This window comes from Cytobacillus massiliigabonensis, from assembly GCF_900199725.1.
In the GTDB taxonomy this organism is placed as follows: domain Bacteria; phylum Bacillota; class Bacilli; order Bacillales; family Cytobacillaceae; genus Cytobacillus; species Cytobacillus massiliigabonensis.
This window is the reverse complement of record NZ_LT904903.1, coordinates 417,604-435,825: the sequence shown is the minus strand read 5'-3', so window position 1 is coordinate 435,825 and position 18,222 is coordinate 417,604. Positions and strand designations below refer to the sequence as shown.

General features: G+C 39.0%; 17 protein-coding genes. All 17 read right to left on the bottom strand.

Going from position 1 to position 18,222, the window contains the following annotated elements; translation table 11 throughout:
- Positions 1 to 202 precede the first annotated feature (202 nt).
- Complete coding sequence (locus C1726_RS08260) at positions 203 to 1,246, bottom strand: siderophore ABC transporter substrate-binding protein (protein WP_102272707.1); 1,044 nt, start codon at positions 1,244 to 1,246, stop codon at positions 203 to 205.
- A gap of 259 nt (positions 1,247 to 1,505) precedes the next feature.
- Positions 1,506 to 2,273, bottom strand: coding sequence for an iron ABC transporter ATP-binding protein (locus C1726_RS08255; RefSeq protein ID WP_102272706.1), 768 nt, complete (start codon positions 2,271 to 2,273; stop codon positions 1,506 to 1,508).
- Entirely contained in the window at positions 2,270 to 3,226 is a 957-nt protein-coding gene (locus C1726_RS08250; RefSeq protein WP_102272705.1) for an iron chelate uptake ABC transporter family permease subunit, read from the bottom strand. The genes C1726_RS08255 and C1726_RS08250 overlap by 4 nt, the downstream gene beginning before the upstream one ends.
- Positions 3,213 to 4,169, bottom strand: coding sequence for an ABC transporter permease (locus tag C1726_RS08245; RefSeq protein ID WP_102272704.1), 957 nt, complete (start codon positions 4,167 to 4,169; stop codon positions 3,213 to 3,215). Before C1726_RS08245 ends, C1726_RS08250 begins: the two co-directional genes overlap by 14 nt.
- Before the next feature lie 273 nt (positions 4,170 to 4,442).
- Positions 4,443 to 5,234, bottom strand: coding sequence for a serine hydrolase (locus C1726_RS08240; RefSeq protein ID WP_102272703.1), 792 nt, complete (start codon positions 5,232 to 5,234; stop codon positions 4,443 to 4,445).
- Positions 5,231 to 6,241, bottom strand: coding sequence for an ABC transporter ATP-binding protein (locus C1726_RS08235; protein ID WP_102272702.1), 1,011 nt, complete (start codon positions 6,239 to 6,241; stop codon positions 5,231 to 5,233). Before C1726_RS08235 ends, C1726_RS08240 begins: the two co-directional genes overlap by 4 nt.
- 18 nt (positions 6,242 to 6,259) lie before the next feature.
- Positions 6,260 to 7,201, bottom strand: a complete 942-nt coding sequence (locus tag C1726_RS08230) for a C40 family peptidase (RefSeq protein WP_102272701.1) — start codon at positions 7,199 to 7,201, stop codon at positions 6,260 to 6,262.
- Positions 7,158 to 8,267 (bottom strand): dipeptide epimerase, encoded by a 1,110-nt coding sequence (locus C1726_RS08225; RefSeq protein ID WP_102272700.1) that lies wholly within the window; start codon positions 8,265 to 8,267, stop codon positions 7,158 to 7,160. The genes C1726_RS08230 and C1726_RS08225 overlap by 44 nt, the downstream gene beginning before the upstream one ends.
- Positions 8,268 to 8,296: 29 nt before the next feature.
- The gene (locus C1726_RS08220; RefSeq protein WP_102272699.1) at positions 8,297 to 9,217 is read right to left on the bottom strand and encodes a S66 peptidase family protein; all 921 of its coding nucleotides are present in this window, start codon (positions 9,215 to 9,217) and stop codon (positions 8,297 to 8,299) included.
- 136 nt (positions 9,218 to 9,353) lie between these two features.
- Entirely contained in the window at positions 9,354 to 10,958 is a 1,605-nt protein-coding gene (locus C1726_RS08215; RefSeq protein ID WP_102273239.1) for a peptide ABC transporter substrate-binding protein, read from the bottom strand.
- A gap of 112 nt (positions 10,959 to 11,070) precedes the next feature.
- Positions 11,071 to 12,069 carry an ABC transporter ATP-binding protein gene (locus tag C1726_RS08210; protein WP_102272698.1) on the bottom strand — a complete coding sequence of 333 codons (999 nt, stop codon included), beginning with the start codon at positions 12,067 to 12,069 and terminating at the stop codon, positions 11,071 to 11,073.
- 5 nt (positions 12,070 to 12,074) lie between these two features.
- A complete protein-coding gene (locus C1726_RS08205; RefSeq protein WP_102272697.1) occupies positions 12,075 to 13,028 on the bottom strand; it encodes an ABC transporter permease in 954 nt (317 codons plus the stop codon).
- Complete coding sequence (locus C1726_RS08200) at positions 13,028 to 13,960, bottom strand: ABC transporter permease (RefSeq protein WP_102272696.1); 933 nt, start codon at positions 13,958 to 13,960, stop codon at positions 13,028 to 13,030. The genes C1726_RS08205 and C1726_RS08200 overlap by 1 nt, the downstream gene beginning before the upstream one ends.
- A 13-nt stretch (positions 13,961 to 13,973) precedes the next feature.
- Entirely contained in the window at positions 13,974 to 14,798 is an 825-nt protein-coding gene (locus C1726_RS08195; RefSeq protein WP_102272695.1) for a M55 family metallopeptidase, read from the bottom strand.
- Positions 14,799 to 14,953: 155 nt separating this feature from the next.
- Positions 14,954 to 15,271 carry a DUF3870 domain-containing protein gene (locus C1726_RS08190; protein ID WP_102272694.1) on the bottom strand — a complete coding sequence of 106 codons (318 nt, stop codon included), beginning with the start codon at positions 15,269 to 15,271 and terminating at the stop codon, positions 14,954 to 14,956.
- A gap of 160 nt (positions 15,272 to 15,431) precedes the next feature.
- The gene (locus C1726_RS08185; RefSeq protein ID WP_102272693.1) at positions 15,432 to 16,649 is read right to left on the bottom strand and encodes an alanyl-tRNA editing protein; all 1,218 of its coding nucleotides are present in this window, start codon (positions 16,647 to 16,649) and stop codon (positions 15,432 to 15,434) included.
- A 161-nt stretch (positions 16,650 to 16,810) separates the two neighbouring features.
- Entirely contained in the window at positions 16,811 to 18,160 is a 1,350-nt protein-coding gene (dsdA, locus tag C1726_RS08180) for a D-serine ammonia-lyase (RefSeq protein ID WP_102272692.1), read from the bottom strand.
- Positions 18,161 to 18,222 lie beyond the last annotated feature (62 nt).

The following is an 18,222-nucleotide window of genomic DNA, read 5'->3' as shown; positions in this document are numbered from 1 at the left end:
TGGGGCTGTACAGTCGCCTCGCCCCTTAAAGACTGAGATAAAGGAAACACGGTTTGTAGTAGCGAACCGATGTTGACTTATCGTAGGGAGGAGATATAGGCGATAGGACGCTTACACTAAACAATACTCTACCTTCAAAGTTAACTTTCTTATCTCAAAATAAAAAAGACCTGACTCCATACAAGTCAGGTCTTCTTATTGCCTATTTTAATTCTGCTATAACCTCATTAATTTTCGCAAGCTCAGACTCTATTCCGCCTCCACTTAAGTACCAAAGTGGACCATCTAAATATACGATACGATTATTTTTGTATGCATCTGTTTTCTTAATGATTTCATTTTCCATATCTGTTTCGATGTTTGATTTTTCACCTATGGCTGCAGTACGGTCAATAACGAATAATACTTGTGGATTAAATTCCAAAATTGCTTCAAATCCAAAGTTAGAACCGTGAGAAGAAGATTCGATATCTTCTGTTACTGGTTTAAAGCCATAGTTATCAAAGATATATCCGTAACGAGAGTTTGTTGAGAAACCAGATAATTTCCCTTCATTGTACATCGTAACTAAAGAAGTTTCATAGTTACCAGCTACTGCTTTGACTTCTTCTAATGCTGAATCGATTTTAGCTAATTGCTCCTTAGCTTCTGCTTCTTTGCCAAACATTTTAGCTGCTATATCTACAGAAGCTTCGAATGTGTTCCAGTAATCATCTTGAGACGTACCAACAAATACTACAGGAGCGATTTCTTTTAATTCTTCATAAAATGCAGATTGACGGCCAGAAATAAAGATTACATCAGGATCCATTTCAGCGATATCTTCAAGTAATGGCTCCTTTAATGTACCAATATTTACAAACTTATCAGAAGAGTAATCTTTAAGGTAAGATGGCAAGCTAGTATCTTTAGGAACCCCAGTAATTCCTTCAACACCAAGAGCGTCTAATGTATCTAAGAAACCATAATCAAACACTGCGATTTTTTTGGGCATTTCTTCGAATGTAACATCATCAAAAGTAAATTTCTCACTGCTGTCTCTTCCCTCAGTTGAAGTAACTGTTGGAGAAATTGTCATTGGATAAGCAGCAGCTTGATCCTCCGCTGCGGAATTATTTTCTTTCGCTTGATCTTCAGCTTGAGCAGTATCCTTCGTCTCTTCTTTTGAAGCTTCTTCTTTATTGCCGCAAGCTGTAAGCATTAGAGACAAAGCTAAAAGTGCACTTGCAAACTTCCATTTTTTCATGTTCGTTCTCCCCTTTTATGTATTAACACTCTCTTATTATTAATGATTATCATTATCACTGATAACAATTCTCATTATAGGTTCTTTACACACTCTCGTCAATACCATTCTATAAACTTTTTTGGAAATTTTTTATAATGATTAATATAATATTTTATTAACCTTTTTGACTCATGGTATTTTTCCAAAAAAACACCTAGAGAAAACATTAAACTAATAACCTTCCTCTAGGCATGCTCTTTGTAATTATATAATTGGTTTAAGCATGTGAATTAAAGTAAACACAAATGCGGCATCCATTTTGTTCTTGAATTGGAATATCCATATCGTAAATTTCACGCAATGCATCTGAATTAATAATCTCATTTGTTGGCCCGTTTTTGACTAGCTTACCGTCCTTCAAAGCGACAATACGATCTGAATACACGGAAGCGAAGTTAATATCATGTAATACAATGATAACTGTTTTACCAAGTTCATCTACAAGCTTACGTAAAATCTTCATAATTTGAACAGAATGCTTCATGTCTAAATTATTTAAAGGCTCATCAAGTAATACATAATCCGTATCCTGGGCAATAACCATCGCAATAAACGCACGCTGTTTTTGACCGCCAGACAATTCATCTAACAATTTATCTTGCATCTCTGTTAAGTTCATATATACTAGCGCTTGATCAACGAATTTTTCATCCTCTGCTGTCAGACGTCCCTTCGAATAAGGATATCGGCCAAATGCAATAAGCTCACGTACTGTTAATCGTACATTTAGGTAGTTTGATTGCTTCAAAATGGAAACGCGCTTCGCAAATTCAGATGATTTCCACTTTTTCACATTCCCTTGATCTAGTAATACTTCCCCAGTATCTGCTTCTAATAATCGGCTCACCATAGAAAGAAGTGTAGATTTACCTGCTCCATTCGGTCCGATAAACGATGTAATCGTACCTGGCTCAATTGTGACAGACACATCCTCTACAACAGGCTTTTTACCAAATCGTTTCGTTAAACCCTTGATTTCAATCATCCTGCTGCCCTACTTTCCTTTAATAATAAGTAAATGAAGTAAATACCACCAATAAAGTTAATAATCACACTTAACGTTGTACGTAATTCAAATATATGTTCAACAAGGAACTGACCGCCTACTAATGCAATGATTGCAATTAAGCTTGCACCCAAAATCAATATAGAGTGCTTATAAGTAACTAAATATTGATAAGATAGATTCGCCACGATTAAGCCAAAGAACGTAATTGGACCAACTAAAGCAGTTGATGTTGCAATTAATACCGAAGATAAAATTAATATTTTCATTACCATCCGGTCATAGTTAACACCAAGGTTCATCGCATTTTCACGACCGAGTGACATAACATCCAGCTTACCCATAATGCGATAACCGTAAATAAACGCAATCAGTAAAATACCAATTGAAATATATAATAAGTCAGCCTTTACGTTTGAAAAGGTCGCAAATAAGCGATTTTGCAGACTTAAATATTCAACCGGATCAATCAATACTTGTAAAAATGTTACTAAACTTCCTAAAAGCGTTCCTATAATCATCCCAATTAATAGAAGCAAATAAATAGGATGCTTATCCGCCCGGAAAAGGAAACGATATAAAATGAGTGCAAATAAAACCATTGCGAAAATTGCTGCACCAAAATTCAAATATTTATTTAACACCCATACCGACATGGATCCTGCAAAGAAATAAATTAACGTTTGTACAACTTCATACATTGAGTCAAGACCCATCATAGAAGGTGTTAAGATACGGTTATGTGTAATGGTTTGGAACACGACCGTCGAATACGCGATCGCAATCGCTGTTACTACCATTGCAGTAACGCGAATCATCCGCCTTGGAAATGCGTAATCAAAACCGCCTTTTATATCATAAAATCCGTATAATAAAATACAAATAATTGCTAACACCGCTAAAAAAATCAGCTTTGTACTATTTTTTCGCATATGCTCTCCCCCTAAATAACATAATTAAGAAGATCGCACTACCGATTACTGCCACAGTCACATTAACCGGGATCTCATAAGGGTGAATAACAATGCGTCCTATAATGTCACATATTAATAGAAATACAACCCCTAATACTGCTGTATGTGGAATAGTTTTGCGTAAATTATCACCTAAATAAAGAGAGACAATATTTGGTACAATTAAACCTAAAAACGGAATCACTCCGACAGTTAGTACGACAGTGGTAGAAATAATCGCTACAAGGATAAGACCTATATTCAGCACAAGTTTATAACTTAAGCCTAAGTTTTTTGCAAAATCTTCGCCCATACCTGCGACTGTAAATTTATTCGCATAAATATAAGCTAAAATAACCGCTGGGACACTTACATATAACAGTTCATAGCGGCCAGCAATAACTAATGTGAAGCTCCCCATTAACCAAGAAGAAATATTTTGAAGAAGATCAGCTTCATATGCAAAAAACGTTGTAATAGATGACAAGATATTCCCATACATTATTCCAATTAATGGGACAAAAATAACATCCTTAAATTTAATACGATCTAAGATTTGCATAAAAACAAATGTACCTGCTAAAGCAAATACGAAGCTAAAAATAATTTGCTGCGTATACGTTACATTTGTTAAGAACAGCATCGAGATTAAAATACCTAGTTTTGCGGCATCTAACGTACCAGCAGTCGTTGGCGATACAAATTTATTTCGGCTTAAAGACTGCATAATTAAGCCTGCAATACTCATTCCAGCTCCCGCCAGTATAATCGCCATTAAACGAGGCACTCGACTAATTAAGAAAATTTGTGTCTCGTCCGATTGCCAATCGAGCAAGTCACTTACCTTAATATCAATCGCACCTATAAATAGCGATACAAATGACAGGACTATAGTTGCAATAACTAACATCCATAGTTTCATATGTAGCCCTCATAATATGTTTATTCTCAGCATGACAATAAAAATATGATTATCATTCCAAGTGAAAAATTCCGAGTATATCCCCGATTATCCCCTAATTCTTTCCTAGGGTATTATTTTAGAATTATTCTAATTAAGAATCATTCTCACTAAAAGCCAAAAAAAATATTGATAATGAATTTCACTATCAATCTTAAATATAGTTTAACTAAATTACTGGAAAAAAGTCAATAATTTATTATATATTCACTAAATGTTCATAAAACAATTTTCTTAGCTTATTAAATATTGTGAGATTAATTGGCCAATAGATGATAATGTCTGCCTTCCGTCCTTAGGAGCTCTTAACTGATCAATTAAGACAGCAGCATACACACTTTTTTTCTCGTATTCTATAATCGCACAATCATGCTCAATGCCAAATAATTCACCTGTTTTATTCGCAACCTTGAATGCATCTAAATCAATCTGATCAGACAGCTTATTTTGAAATTGCTGATTTTCCATAATCTCCTTAACCTTGCTCGCACTCTCCTTAGATAAAATCCTATTTTGACCGATCTCCTTTAAGCAGGTAAGCATATCAGATGCAGTCGTATAATTATCTATCCCGTTCGTCAAAGCAGTAAAATCCATCATTTTTCGATTGAGCTCCGTATGCTGCAAATTCAGTTCCCTCATGCCCTGATTAATTTGATCCATTCCGATAAGATCAATTAATAGATTTGTAGCTAAATTATCAGAAACAATAATCATTAACGTCATTGCATCCATTACTTTTAACTCTAAATCTTTTGATAATGCCTGCAATACCCCTGCTCCACCTACTTTTTCAACTGATGCAATCTGGATAGACTGCTGTAAATTGAGAGTACCTCTTTCAGCTTGCCGGAAACATTCGATCAGGATCGGAACTTTAATTAGACTAGCCGAAGAAAACTTTCCTTCACTATTTATCTCAATTCGTTTATCCTCGGCTTCAATAATTAGACCCACTCTGCCCCTACACTTGGAAGCTTCCGTATACACGTTATCTTTAAGCTCATCAAAATTAATCTTCTTCATTTTATTCCCATCGCTTGTGAATACTTTTGACGGCCATCAGTATCTTTATTATACAAATGACAGGCCACAAAGTGATCCGCCTCTGCCTCCTGCCATTCGGGCTTAACTGTTTGACATGCATCCATTGCCAAAGGACAGCGGGTTTTAAATACGCAGCCGCTCGGTGGATTGATTGGACTAGGAAGCTCTCCTTTTAATATCATTCGTTCTCTTCTGTCCTCTACATCCGGATCAGGAATTGGAATGGCTGATAATAGCGCTTGTGTATATGGATGAAGCGGATTTTTATAAAGGTTTGTACTTGCTGTTTGTTCAACAAGATTACCTAAATACATGACCCCGATTCGGTCGCTTATATGTTTGACCATCGATAAATCATGGGCAATAAATAGAAAGGTTAGCCCCTTTTTTCTTTGCAAATCCTTCAGCAGGTTGACAACTTGTGCCTGTACGGAAACGTCAAGAGCAGAAATAGGCTCATCCGCAATAATAAATTCGGGATCAAGTGATAATGCTCGTGCAATTCCAATCCTCTGTCTTTGACCGCCGCTGAATTCATGCGGATAGCGATTGGCATGATCCCGATTTAAGCCTACATCCTCTAATAATTGATAGATTCGCTCCAAACGCTCCTTCTTATCTGGATATAGCCCATGGACCTCCATGGGCTCAGAAATAATCTCTCTTACTGTTGAGCGGGGATTTAACGAGGCATACGGGTCTTGAAAGATCATTTGCATTTTTCGCTGGAAAGCAAATCGCTCCTTCCCAGTCATTTTATGAACATTTTCTCCTTCATATATGACTTCTCCCTCAGTCCGGTCATACAATCCAATTATTGTTCGTCCAGCCGTTGACTTCCCGCATCCAGACTCACCAACAATTCCAAACGTTTCTCCTTTCTTAATCTGGAATGAAACACCATCTACTGCCTTTAATATCCGCTCTTTCCCCAATGAAAAATGCTTTTTTAGATTCTTTACTTCTAGCAGTGCATCCTTACCCATTCTATTTCCTCCAATCATTTACCAAAAACGCCTTGCTGCACATAATTCCTTTTCATAAATCGTATCCTTTAATTCAATTATTTCAATGCATTTTCCTGTATTAGGTGAATGAATTAACTTTCCTTCTCCATAATAAATCCCCACATGATGAATGCTTCCTTTCCCCTCCTCATATGCGAAAAACAAGAGATCTCCTGGCTCTATTTCAGCAAGTGCAATCTCCTTTCCTGCTTGAGCCTGATCATGTGCATCACGAGGAATGATATAGCCATTTGCTTTACACATCGAATAACTAAAACCAGAGCAGTCATAGCCAAAGCTGCTCATCCCACCCCACAAATATGGCAATTGAAGAAATTGCTGACCAGCTGAAACTATATCTTTGCCGCTTCCTTTATAGATCTTTTCAATGGAATCATAAGTACTGACGTCCTCTGCTCTAAGAAAGCCCTCTCCTGTTGGTGTTTGAACTTGAATCCAGTTCTCGTCTCTGCTAATAAGCGGAAGGATTGTTTGATAGCTTAATGCAAATTGCGGCTTTCGGTAATAAGAATAAAGGGCTGCTCTTTTTTCGGAAATCACAGCGACCGGGCTTTCATTTAATGCCCAATCTTCCCGCAAAATTAATTGGTCCTTAGGCATCCAGCCAGGATATCCCCTTTGATCTTTAGAGGAAGACTGACTTGGAACAATAACATGAACCCAATCTCCCTTTTCTTCTATTACATATACTTCTTCTCCATATAAAGCCTGTGACTGCACTAAGTTTTTATTACAAAGCTCTAAACTAGTTTCAAATGTTAATCCATTTAGCCATGCCTCCATATTAACAGGATGGCCAATTGCATTCTGATCTAGTTTTCTTGGTGAATCATTCGAAGTCCACACAGTAGCGACTGCGACATCAACTAGCCATTTAGGATTTTTCTCCAATTGCAAGACCTCCTTCAATATGAACATTCGTTATTCCTAAGCCAGGCTCCTTCGGAAGAGCAATCCTTCTTCCGCTATATTTTATTCCGCCTTCAATCACTTCCTTGGCTAGCATTAAGGGAGCATCAAAATCAAAACGTGTAATGTTTTTCTTACTGGCAGCAAAATGTGCCGCCGCTGAGATGCCAATTCGTGTTTCAATCATACTTCCTACCATACATTCCATCCCGCAAACTTCTGCGAGCTGATTAATAATTTGTGCTTGGTAGATTCCTCCTGATTTCATTAATTTAATATTAATTAAATCAGCGCTTCTCGACTTGATGACATCAAAGGCTTGCTTAGGTGTAAAAACACTCTCATCTGCCATAATTTGTGTTTCTACATTGTCAGTTACTTGCTTTAGTCCTTCAATGTCCCACGCCTTCACAGGCTGTTCCACCAGTTCAATATTTAAATCAAGACTTTCCATTTTTCGAATCGCCTGAATGGCCTCCTTTGGCTTCCAGCCTTGGTTGGCATCAAGGCGGATTTTTATTTTCTTGCCCACCCTGCTCCGAATTTCACGAATACGTTCAATATCTGTTAAAATATCATCTTTTCCTACCTTGACCTTTAAGACGTCAAATCCTTGCTGGACATAGGAAACTGCATCTTCCCCCATTTCCTCTGGTCCATTGACACTTACAGTAAAATCCGTTTCAATTACATCTTTATGTCCACCTAGATACTGATATAATGGCAGCTTGCAAAGCTTAGACAAACAATCATATAGAGCCATATCGACTGCTGCCTTTGCACTTGAATTCCCTATCAAAATTGCTTGGATTCCTTGAAAAATTTCTTCATAGTTTCTTAAATTTTGATTTTCTAAAAATGGTTTTAACACGTGATGAATAGCTGATTCTATGCTTGATAGGCTCTCCCCTGTTATCACAACTGTTGGAGGAGCTTCCCCCCACCCAAACGTCCCATCCTCACATGTGATTTTTACAATGATTGATTCAGCAGTATGAACGGTTCTCAATGCCGTTTTAAATGGCTTCATAAGTGGTATTGCTACCCTGTAAGTTTCAATTTTGTCTATTTTCATTTTCTCCCGCCCTTTTTGAACACTTCCTGTTATTGAACTCCGCTATCAATCATTAATCGTTTTTCAGATGTGTCCATTTCTGCCTGAACACCTAAAGGAATAGAAATATGCGGAGAGCAGTGCCCAAATTTGAATCCTTTAAGTGCAGGTTTGTTTGCTAATTGAGTATAATGAGAGATTACTTCGTCAAGCTCCAATGACAGCTCCCTTTCAGGGACACAATTATTAAAGTCTCCAATGATTAGGCCCGCTGCATCGGCAAGCTTCCCAGCCATATGCAATTGGTTTAGCATCCGATCGATAGACCTAGGTTCTTCATTAATATCCTCTATTAGCAGCAGCTTCCCTTTCGCATCAATTTCAAATGCTGTCCCAATCGTGCTTGCAAGCAGAGATAAATTTCCTCCAGTGATCTCTCCGCTAGCTTTTCCATCAATTAATACTTCCACCTGGGATAGGTCATTTGGATACTGAATCGAGGTTGGTTCAAACAATTGCTTGAAATATTCCTTTGATAGAGGATCTGCATCGGCCTTTCCAATGTCTGATGCAAGCATCGGTCCATGAAAGGTAATAATCCCCGTTTGCTGCCGGATAGCGGTATGCAAGAAAGTAATATCACTATAGCCCCAGAATATTTTAGGATGATTTTTAATCATCTTATAATCTATTTGTGAAGCAATTCGTCCAGTGCCATATCCTCCACCTGCACAAATGACAGCCTTTACTTCACTATCCATAAACATAGTATGTAAATCAGCTAGCCGGTCCTTATCCTTTCCAGCCAAATAGCCATACTGGTCATACACATGCTTGCCAAGCTTTACTTTCAGGCCTAATCCTTCTAAAAATGCAAAGGAACGCTGTAAATTCTCCTGATTTGGCGGACTTGCAGGCGCAATGATGCCAACCGTATCTCCAATTCTTAACCTTTGTGGTTTTACTCCCATGCTGTCACTTCCTTTGTTTTATTGATCTTTCTTTACATCCATATTCAGTAATAAGAATAAATAAAGGTCGTCTACTTGATTCTCTTTTTAAAAAGGGATGTTCAAGCGAACATCCCCATTTTAGATACAAGTTTTCTTAATTTTTATCTGCCCATTTCAGTTCCAAATAGCCCACTGGATGGCGTACGATACCTGTGACAGCCTCATTTTGTAAATACACTTGATTATAGAAATGAATTGGAATAATTGGCATTTCTTCAAATAGAATTTTCTCCGCCTTATACATCATTTCATATCGCTTCGTTTCATCCGCTTCATTTTTTGCATCTTTAATCAATTGGTCATATTCCGCATTGCTCCAGCCCGTACGATTCATTGAATGTCCCGTTTGGAAGTTTTCCAGGAAGTTGATTGGGTCAGCGTAGTCAGCAAGGAAGGAGCTGCGAGAGAGCTGGAATTTCAAAGCTGTTTGTTCCTCAGCAAAAACATTCCATTCCATGTTAGCCAGCTTCACTTCTACACCTAAATTATCCTTAAACATCTGTTGAAGCGCTTCAGCAATTTTCTTATGCGTATCACTCGTACTATAAGTTAACGTCACTTCAGGAAGCTTTTCATATCCTTCTTCTTCCATCCCTTTTGCAAGAAGTGCCTTTGCTTCTTCAATGTCTGTTTTTACAAGATCTCCAGCTGTTTCGCGGAAGTCATTTCCTGCTGGATCATTAAAACCGTAAGCAACAAAACCATAAGCAGGCTTTTCTTTATTTTTTGTTACAAAGTCTACAATTTGCTGCTGATCAACCGCCATTGCAAATGCCTTACGAATATTTAAGTTCTGGAAAGGCTCCATTGTTAAATTAAACCGATAGAAGTAATCCCCTGCCTGATCACCAACCTGCACTTTCCCTTCTGAGAATAGCTGCTCACTTAAATCAGCTGGTATATCAGAAACATCTAGATTTCCAGTTTGATACATTTGATATTCTGTATTTGTATCATCGACAATTGCCCAATGGACTTTGTCTAGCTTTACAGTACCCGCATCCCAGTACTGGTCATTTTTTTCCATTAAAAAGTGGCTGTCATGCTCCCATTCTGCTAGATTAAAAGGACCATTTCCAACAAATGTTTCCGCCTCGGCAAACCACTGTGGATTTTCTGCTGCAACCTTCTCATTAATTGGGAAGAATGCCGGGTTTGTGATCACACTTAAAAAGTATGCCTGCGGGCTCGTTAATGTCACTTCAAATGTTTTTTCATCTACTGCTTTCACTTTTACATCATCTGCAGATCCCGCTCCAGTATTAAATGCTTCTGCACCCTCGATAAAGTAGCCTAAGAAGGCTGCAGGAGAACCTGTCTCAGGGTCTAATAAACGCTTCCATGCAAACTCAAAGTCACCAGCAGTTACACTATCGCCATTTGACCATTTAGCATTTTCGCGAATATGGAATGTATAGGTTTTTCCATCTTCAGACACATCCCATTTTTCAGCGGTCGCAGCTTCAGGTTCATGGTTTTGACCTAAACGGGTTAAGCCTTCCATTAAATTATTTAACCCGCTCCATGAGACGGAATCGAAACCAATCGGAGGATCAAACGAGGTTGGTTCCATCCCATTATTAAGATAGAGAATCTTTTCACTCACTGCCTCTTCCTTTGTACCTTCTTCTTTATCTGTTGGTTTAGGCTCATTCCCTGTTTCCTGTTTGGCTGTACACGCTGCCAGCACAAAAATCATTAAGCACGTTAACAACAAAGATACATACTTCTTCACGCCACTTCCCCCTCTTTTTTATGTTTCTAGCATTTCTAATTTCAGCTATATGATAATGGCTGAAAAAAAGAACAAACTACTTGATACTAGCAAGCATTTTTATGGCGCGCTCATCCTGCAGCCAGCAATCCACGTGATGCTCCTGGCTTAGACGAGTCTTAAATGGATATTTCCGATCACAAACCTCCATGGCATGTGCACATCTGGCTGTAAATGGACAGCCTGTCGGAGGTGAAAATAAATCAGGAGGTGAACCTCCTATCGGCACAAGCTCTGTTTCTTCTATATCAAGGCGTGGAACAGAATTTAACAGCCCCTTCGTGTAAGGATGCTGAGGATTATAAAAAATCTCCCTCCTTGATCCTGCTTCCACTATTTTTCCTGCATACATAACGGCCACCCGATCCGCAACCTGTGCGACCACACCAAGATCATGGGTGATGAGAATAATGGATACGCCTGTTTTACTTTGAATTTCTTTAAATAAATCTAGTATTTGTGCTTGGATCGTCACATCTAAAGCAGTTGTTGGTTCATCAGCAATTAAAACTTCAGGCTGGCAGACAAGTGCCATCGCAATCACAATCCGCTGTCTCATCCCTCCGCTGAATTGGTGGGGATAATGCTTTAAACGTTCAACCGGGTTTGGTATCCCAACAAGATCCAGCATTTCAAGTGCCGCTTTTTTTGCTTCCTGCCTTGTGATCTGTTTATGCTGTAAAACCCCTTCAATGATTTGTTCACCTATTGTGATTGTTGGGTTCAAAGCTGTCATCGGGTCTTGGAAAATCATTGAAATATCCGCCCCGCGGATATTTCTCATTTGCAGTTCTTTCACAGCTGTTAAATCCATTCCTTTAAAAAGTATGGAACCATGAGTAATTTTACCAGGCGGGTTTGGAATCAGACGCATAATACTTTGAGCGCTTACGCTTTTCCCGCAGCCTGATTCACCAACAATCGCTAATGTTTCCCCTTTATATAAATCAAAGGTAACGCCACGAACAGCCTTAACTTCTCCACCATAGGTTTTAAAAGAAACATGGAGTTTTTTTACCTCAAGAACTTTTTCCATGCTGTTTACCTCCTCAGCCTCGGATCGAGCGCATCCTGCAGCCCATCCCCAAGTACATTAAATGAAAACATTGTCAGAGAAATGAAGAAGGCTGGGAAAAAAAGACGCCACCAATGTCCTGATAGAATCGTTGACAATCCATCACTCGCCATGGAACCCCAGCTTGCAAATGGCGGCTGGATTCCTAAGCCAAGAAAGCTCAAAAATGCTTCTGCGAAAATTGCCGATGGAACCGTTAATGTCATTTGGACAATAATCGGACCCATTGTATTTGGCAGTAAATTTTTCTTTATTATTCGTGAGGTTTTCGTCCCGAAGGTTTTGGATGCCAGCACAAATTCGTAGTTTTTAATTTGAAGAACCTGTCCTCGTACAATCCTGGCCATTCCAACCCACCCCGTTACAGATAAAGCAAATATAATGGTAAATAAGCCAGGGCCCATGACCACACTAATTAAAATGACGACGAGCAAATAGGGGAGACCATATAATATTTCTACAAATCTCATCATTACATTGTCTGCCTTACCGCCTTTATATCCAGCAATTCCTCCATAAACGACTCCAATTAGAAAATCAATTAATGCAGCAACACTTCCGACAAATAAGGATATTCGTGCCCCAAGCCAAGTTCTTGAAAAAACATCCCTTCCCAATTCATCCGTCCCAAACCAATGCTTACTGGAAGGAGGGAGATTTTGATTGGCAAGCTTTTGCTCTGCAGCATCATGCGGCGATATGATCGGTCCAAAAATGGCCATCAGTATAAGGAGAATAAGAAATGTCAGTCCTGCCATGGCTAATTTATTCTTCAAAAGGCGCCGCCATGCATCCTGCCAATAGGACAAGCTTGGTCTTACAACTGCTTCTGCTTCCGTTTGATCCTTTGCTTTTGGAACAAACCATTCATCAGGAATATTTGGTTCAATATGATGTTCATTCGGTTTCCTTAGTTCCATTAGCTTCCCTCCTTTTTATGCAGCTTGATCCGAGGGTCGAGGATGCCGTAAGCAATATCTACTAGAAACAGCATCATAATAAGAATCGCGCTGTAAAATACCGTTGTTCCCATAATGACCGGGTAGTCGCGCTGGTTAATGCTCTCAACAAAATATTTGCCCATTCCTGGGATCGCAAAAATCTTCTCGATAACAAAGGTACCAGTCAAAATACTTGCTGCGAGAGAGCCGAGCACGGTTACAACAGGCAAAAGGGCATTCCTTAAAGCATGTTTAAAGATAATTTTTACCGGCGAAAGCCCTTTAGCCTTCGCTGTTCTTATATAGTCTTGCGTAAGAACCTCAAGCATACTGGAACGGGTTAATCTCGCAATAATCGCCATCGGTCCGGTTGCGAGAGCTAAAGTTGGGAGAATCATATGCTTTGGGCTTACCCATGTGGCTACAGGCAGGATTCCCCAATTAACAGCCACCTGCTGAATCAGAAGAGTAGCCATAACAAAGTTTGGAATGGATATGCCGAGCACCGCTATCGTCATCGCCATATAATCAAGAAGCCCGTTATGGCGAAGTGCAGCTATAATTCCTAGCGTAATTCCCGAAATAACTGCCACAATAAGAGTAACAAGCCCCAATTCGAATGAAACAGGAAATCCTCTTCCAAGCATTTCATTAACCGTTTGAGATGATTTTTTGATAGAAGGTCCAAAATCAAAAGTAACAACAGATTTCAAGTACAATCCATATTGGACAATAAGCGGTTCATCCAGATGATAGTATTTTTCCAAGTTTTTCTGAACGGTTTCATTTGTGGCTCTTTCCTCATTAAAAGGAGACCCTGGCACCGAGTGCATGAGGAAAAAGGTTAGTGTAATGATTAGCCAAAGGGTTACAAGCATGGCAATGAGGCGTTTTACAATGTAAGCTGTCATTAATTAACACTTCCTAACAGAATGATGTTCTCATTGCTAATTCAATCATTACAAGCATGGCTCGATATGCCTCCAGAATATCCCTCGCCTGGAAACGCACAATCGTTGTATTTTCTTCTATTTCTGTACCAGGCATTAAATGTGCCCATTCTGCCTGCCCATAGTTGGCAAATTCAATTCTCAAAAGCGGATGATCTGGTGGAATCAGCGGTTTCACTAGATCTTTATTCTTTAATGCGGCTAAAGTCTTTTCTTTTAGAAGTTCTCCTGCCTTAGCCGGTGTCAATGATTTGACAGCTGAACGGGTAATTGTTTCCTTTACAATGGCAGTAGTCACGTTCGGGATAAGCTGTTCTGCCTCCAAGGCTGCACGGTCATCCCCTGCTACGAGAAGAACAGGTACACCATAATAACCTGCAACATAAGCATTGAATCCCATTTCACCAATTGCCACATCATTGATATACATATTTCGAACACCAAAAATCATTGAATGGGACATAACACCTAACATAGAAGCCCTCGCATGATAGCCAATAAACATGGCGCCTGAATAAGAAGAATCAAGCCCTTGGACCATAGAGTATGGCTTCACATCCCCAACTATTACCTTTGCCTCCGGATGAAGCCTTTCAATTAATAGATTATTCATTTTTGAATGGCTATCATTCACTAGTACCTCTTTACAGCCTTCACTATAGGCAGCTGTAATCACGTGATTCGTTTCATCTGTCATAATTAAACGGCTGCGCTCGTAGTTATGTTTGGAAGAGTCTACATGCGTATGATCAGCAAGTCCTGTAATTCCCTCCATATCTACTGAAACATATAGCTTCATTTACATCCCCCCTGTTATTTCATATACTATTTTCCTAGAATCTATTCCTATATTTTGAGCAAGATATCTATTAAATAAAAAAACCAGCTGTCAGAGATAAAACACTAATCTCTAACAGCTGGATTTCATCTGCGATAAACAGAAAAAGCAGCTAATTATTTATTCTTTATTTGCAAATATTTTATATGGGCATTCTTAAACGCAACTATTAATGCTTTTTGTGAGGATCCAAAGTAGCGCTGCTCAATTTCTTCGGTTAATCGATCCACTTCCAAAATAGACATGCCAACAAATAATGAATGGACAAAACGCGTAGTTAAGTCAATGGTTGATGAGCATTCTGCATCAATAATCTTGTCTGTTTTTCTATCAATGACAAGACCTACAAAAAAGGCGTTATATTGCTGCATGATAGGATTGTTGGAAGAAGTTTTGCTATCCCCGATAACATAAACAGTGCCTTGCTGATACATGAACGTGCCTCCTATAGAGCCAAGGATATTACATGAGGTATTCATGTGAATAACATAAACATTCAATGTAATGCATAGCTCTTATAAGAATTGTAATATAACAGAGGTAGGCTTGACAACTACTTTATTTGACTTTTCTAAATATTTTATTAATTCCTCGTTAAGAAGGAAGGCTTATATCCTGCTCCATATATGCTAATCCTTGATGGAATAATTGCTCTGCGGTTATCAGCGCTTCTCCTCCACCTTGGGCAAACAAATCATTTCCACCGCCCTTCCCATTTAGTAATGGCAAAAGTTTATTTGTTATTTCTTTCATGCTGCCATTTGGTGTCTTTCCTTTTGCACAAACAAACTGCAGTTTTTCTTCTGCTGCATTCACGAAAAACACGACAGCCTCCTCTGATTGGACTGTCACCGCTCGAGCTAGCTTCTGTATTTCCTGTATTGATCGATTGTTAAATTGTTTACCTATCATTATGCCGTTGCTTGAAGATTTTCCGTTCGCAAGGAGATCCTTCGCTTCATATGCTACAAGCTCATCTTTCAATTCCTCGATAGATTTTTCAAGCATCTTTTTGTCTTCGATTATTTTTTTCGCTGTGTCCGCAAGATTTTCTTCAGGTGCGTTCAGTATACTCGTCAATCGTTTGATTTCTTTTTGCTTTTGATGAAGCTGGTTGAATACGCGGTCACCACAAACAAATTGCACACGGATCTTTTTCCGCTGTTTCTCCCAATCTAAAATTTTGATAGCCCTTACCTCCCCAGTTGAATGGGGATGTGTTCCTCCACAGCCGTTGTAATCAAAATCAGGAATAATAACGAGACGGATATTTTCGGTGACTGAAAGCTGCTTTCTTAGACGGTAGGAAGATAGCTCGTCCATACTAACCCATTTCGTTTCAATCGAGCGGTTTTCTAAAATGATTTGATTGGCTAAACCCTCTGCTTCTTCCGCTTGTTCGTCTGTTAACTCCTCAATATCCAGGTCAATCGTTAACACTTCATTCCCTAAATGAAAACTAACGGTGGCAAAACCAAATATTTCTTCAAAAGCTGCCGACAGGATATGCTGGCCTGCATGCTGCTGCATATGATCAAATCTTCTTTCCCAATCAATTTCGCCAGTTATTTCTCCAGGGCCGTTTAACGGTTTCTCCAAATAGTGACGGATCTCCCCATTTGTTTCCTCCACATCAGTAACCTTTATCCGATTTAACGTACCTGTATCATGAGGCTGCCCTCCACCAGTTGGATAAAAGGCTGTTTTTTCTAAAACAGCATACAGTCTTCCTTGTTCATCCTTTTGCTGTTCCTTTAAATGCGTTGTAAATGATTTTATGTATGGGTCTTGATAATATAGTTTATTTTTCACAGACGTTGCCCCCGATTAATATGAAATTTTCTATGTAAATAAATGTTTTTGGCAGAAATCTAATTTATTTTGCAAATTCATTACCTAATTTTGCAAAAGTCAATTTATTATTGCATTATTTTAATTTATTTTGCAAAAATCGGCTATTTTTTTGCAAATCTCTATTTATTTTTGCAAGCCCTGTCTTTTCCTCTTCCATAATATTGCTTCATCTCCTCTTCGGGAACCATGCTGCCGCCTGTCCCCCAAACGATATGTGTAGCATTTATCAACGAGGCATCCTGCTTGTAAGTCCCTCCCGCTTGCGCTTTCAATAGTTTTACAGGTCCTGCAAACCCTGCAAGAGCGGATGGTTCAAGATAAATACCTTCCTTATCAGCTAGTATAGTCAGCAATGTAAATAATTTATCATCATCTACTGTGTAGTTCCCGCATATTTCTTTTTCAAGGAATTTCCCAACAAAGCCTGATGGTCTGCCAACCGCAAGTCCATCAGCCTCCGTTAAATTATCTAAGCCAAAGTCTTGAACTGAAACCTGATCATGCATTCCTGTCATTAAGCCAAGGAGCATGCATGGGGAGTGTGTTGGTTCTGCAAAAAAACAATGCACATGCTCTTTAAATACTTGCTTTAGTCCGAAGGTTACACCTCCAGGTCCGCCTCCAACACCACATGGGAGGTAGACAAATAGCGGATTTCCCTCATTAATCCGAATATTCATATCCTCCAGCTGTTTCTTTAAACGAATCGCTGCAACAGAATATCCTAGAAATAGATGACGGGAGCTCTCATCATCAACAAAATACATGTGAGGATCTCCGGCAGCCTGCTTTCTTCCCTGTGCAACTACCGCACTGAAATCTGAATTATGCTCGACTACGTGGACTCCTTTTTCTCTAAGCAAATCCTTCTTCCACTTCTTTGCATCTGCAGACATATGTACATATACGTTAAAGCCTAGCTTTGCGCTCATGATGCCAATGCTTAAACCTAGATTTCCTGTTGATCCAACTGCAATTGAATATTGGGAAAAGAAGTCCTTAAATGTTTGATCTGCAAAGACTGAATAGTCATCCTTCAAGGATATCTTTTGATGCTCCAATGCTAGGTCTTCCGCATATTTTAATACTTCATATATGCCTCCCCTAGCTTTAATGGATCCTGAGATTGGCAGATGACTATCACATTTCAGCAAAAGACTGCCTGGCAATTCAAAGTGATAGATTTGCTCCAGGCTCCTTTTCATTTGTGGGACAGACATAAGAGGGGACTCTATGAATCCGCCGCTGTCTTCTGTTTCAGGAAAAACTTTTGCGATATAGGGTGCAAATCGAACGAGCCGCTCTTCAGCATCCAAAATGTCCTTAACTGTAAGTGAAGATGACTCGGAAATTGTTTGATACATCGGGTTTGTCCAAAAAACTTCCTTAAAATTTATGACTTCATTCAATAACGGGAGCTCTTTTTTCCATTCCACAAGTGTTCTTCCTAAAATAATTTCATCAGACATTTTGGGCACCTCTATTCAAAAATGATAATCTATTAATTCAAATTTGCCTGAAAGGAGTTTAT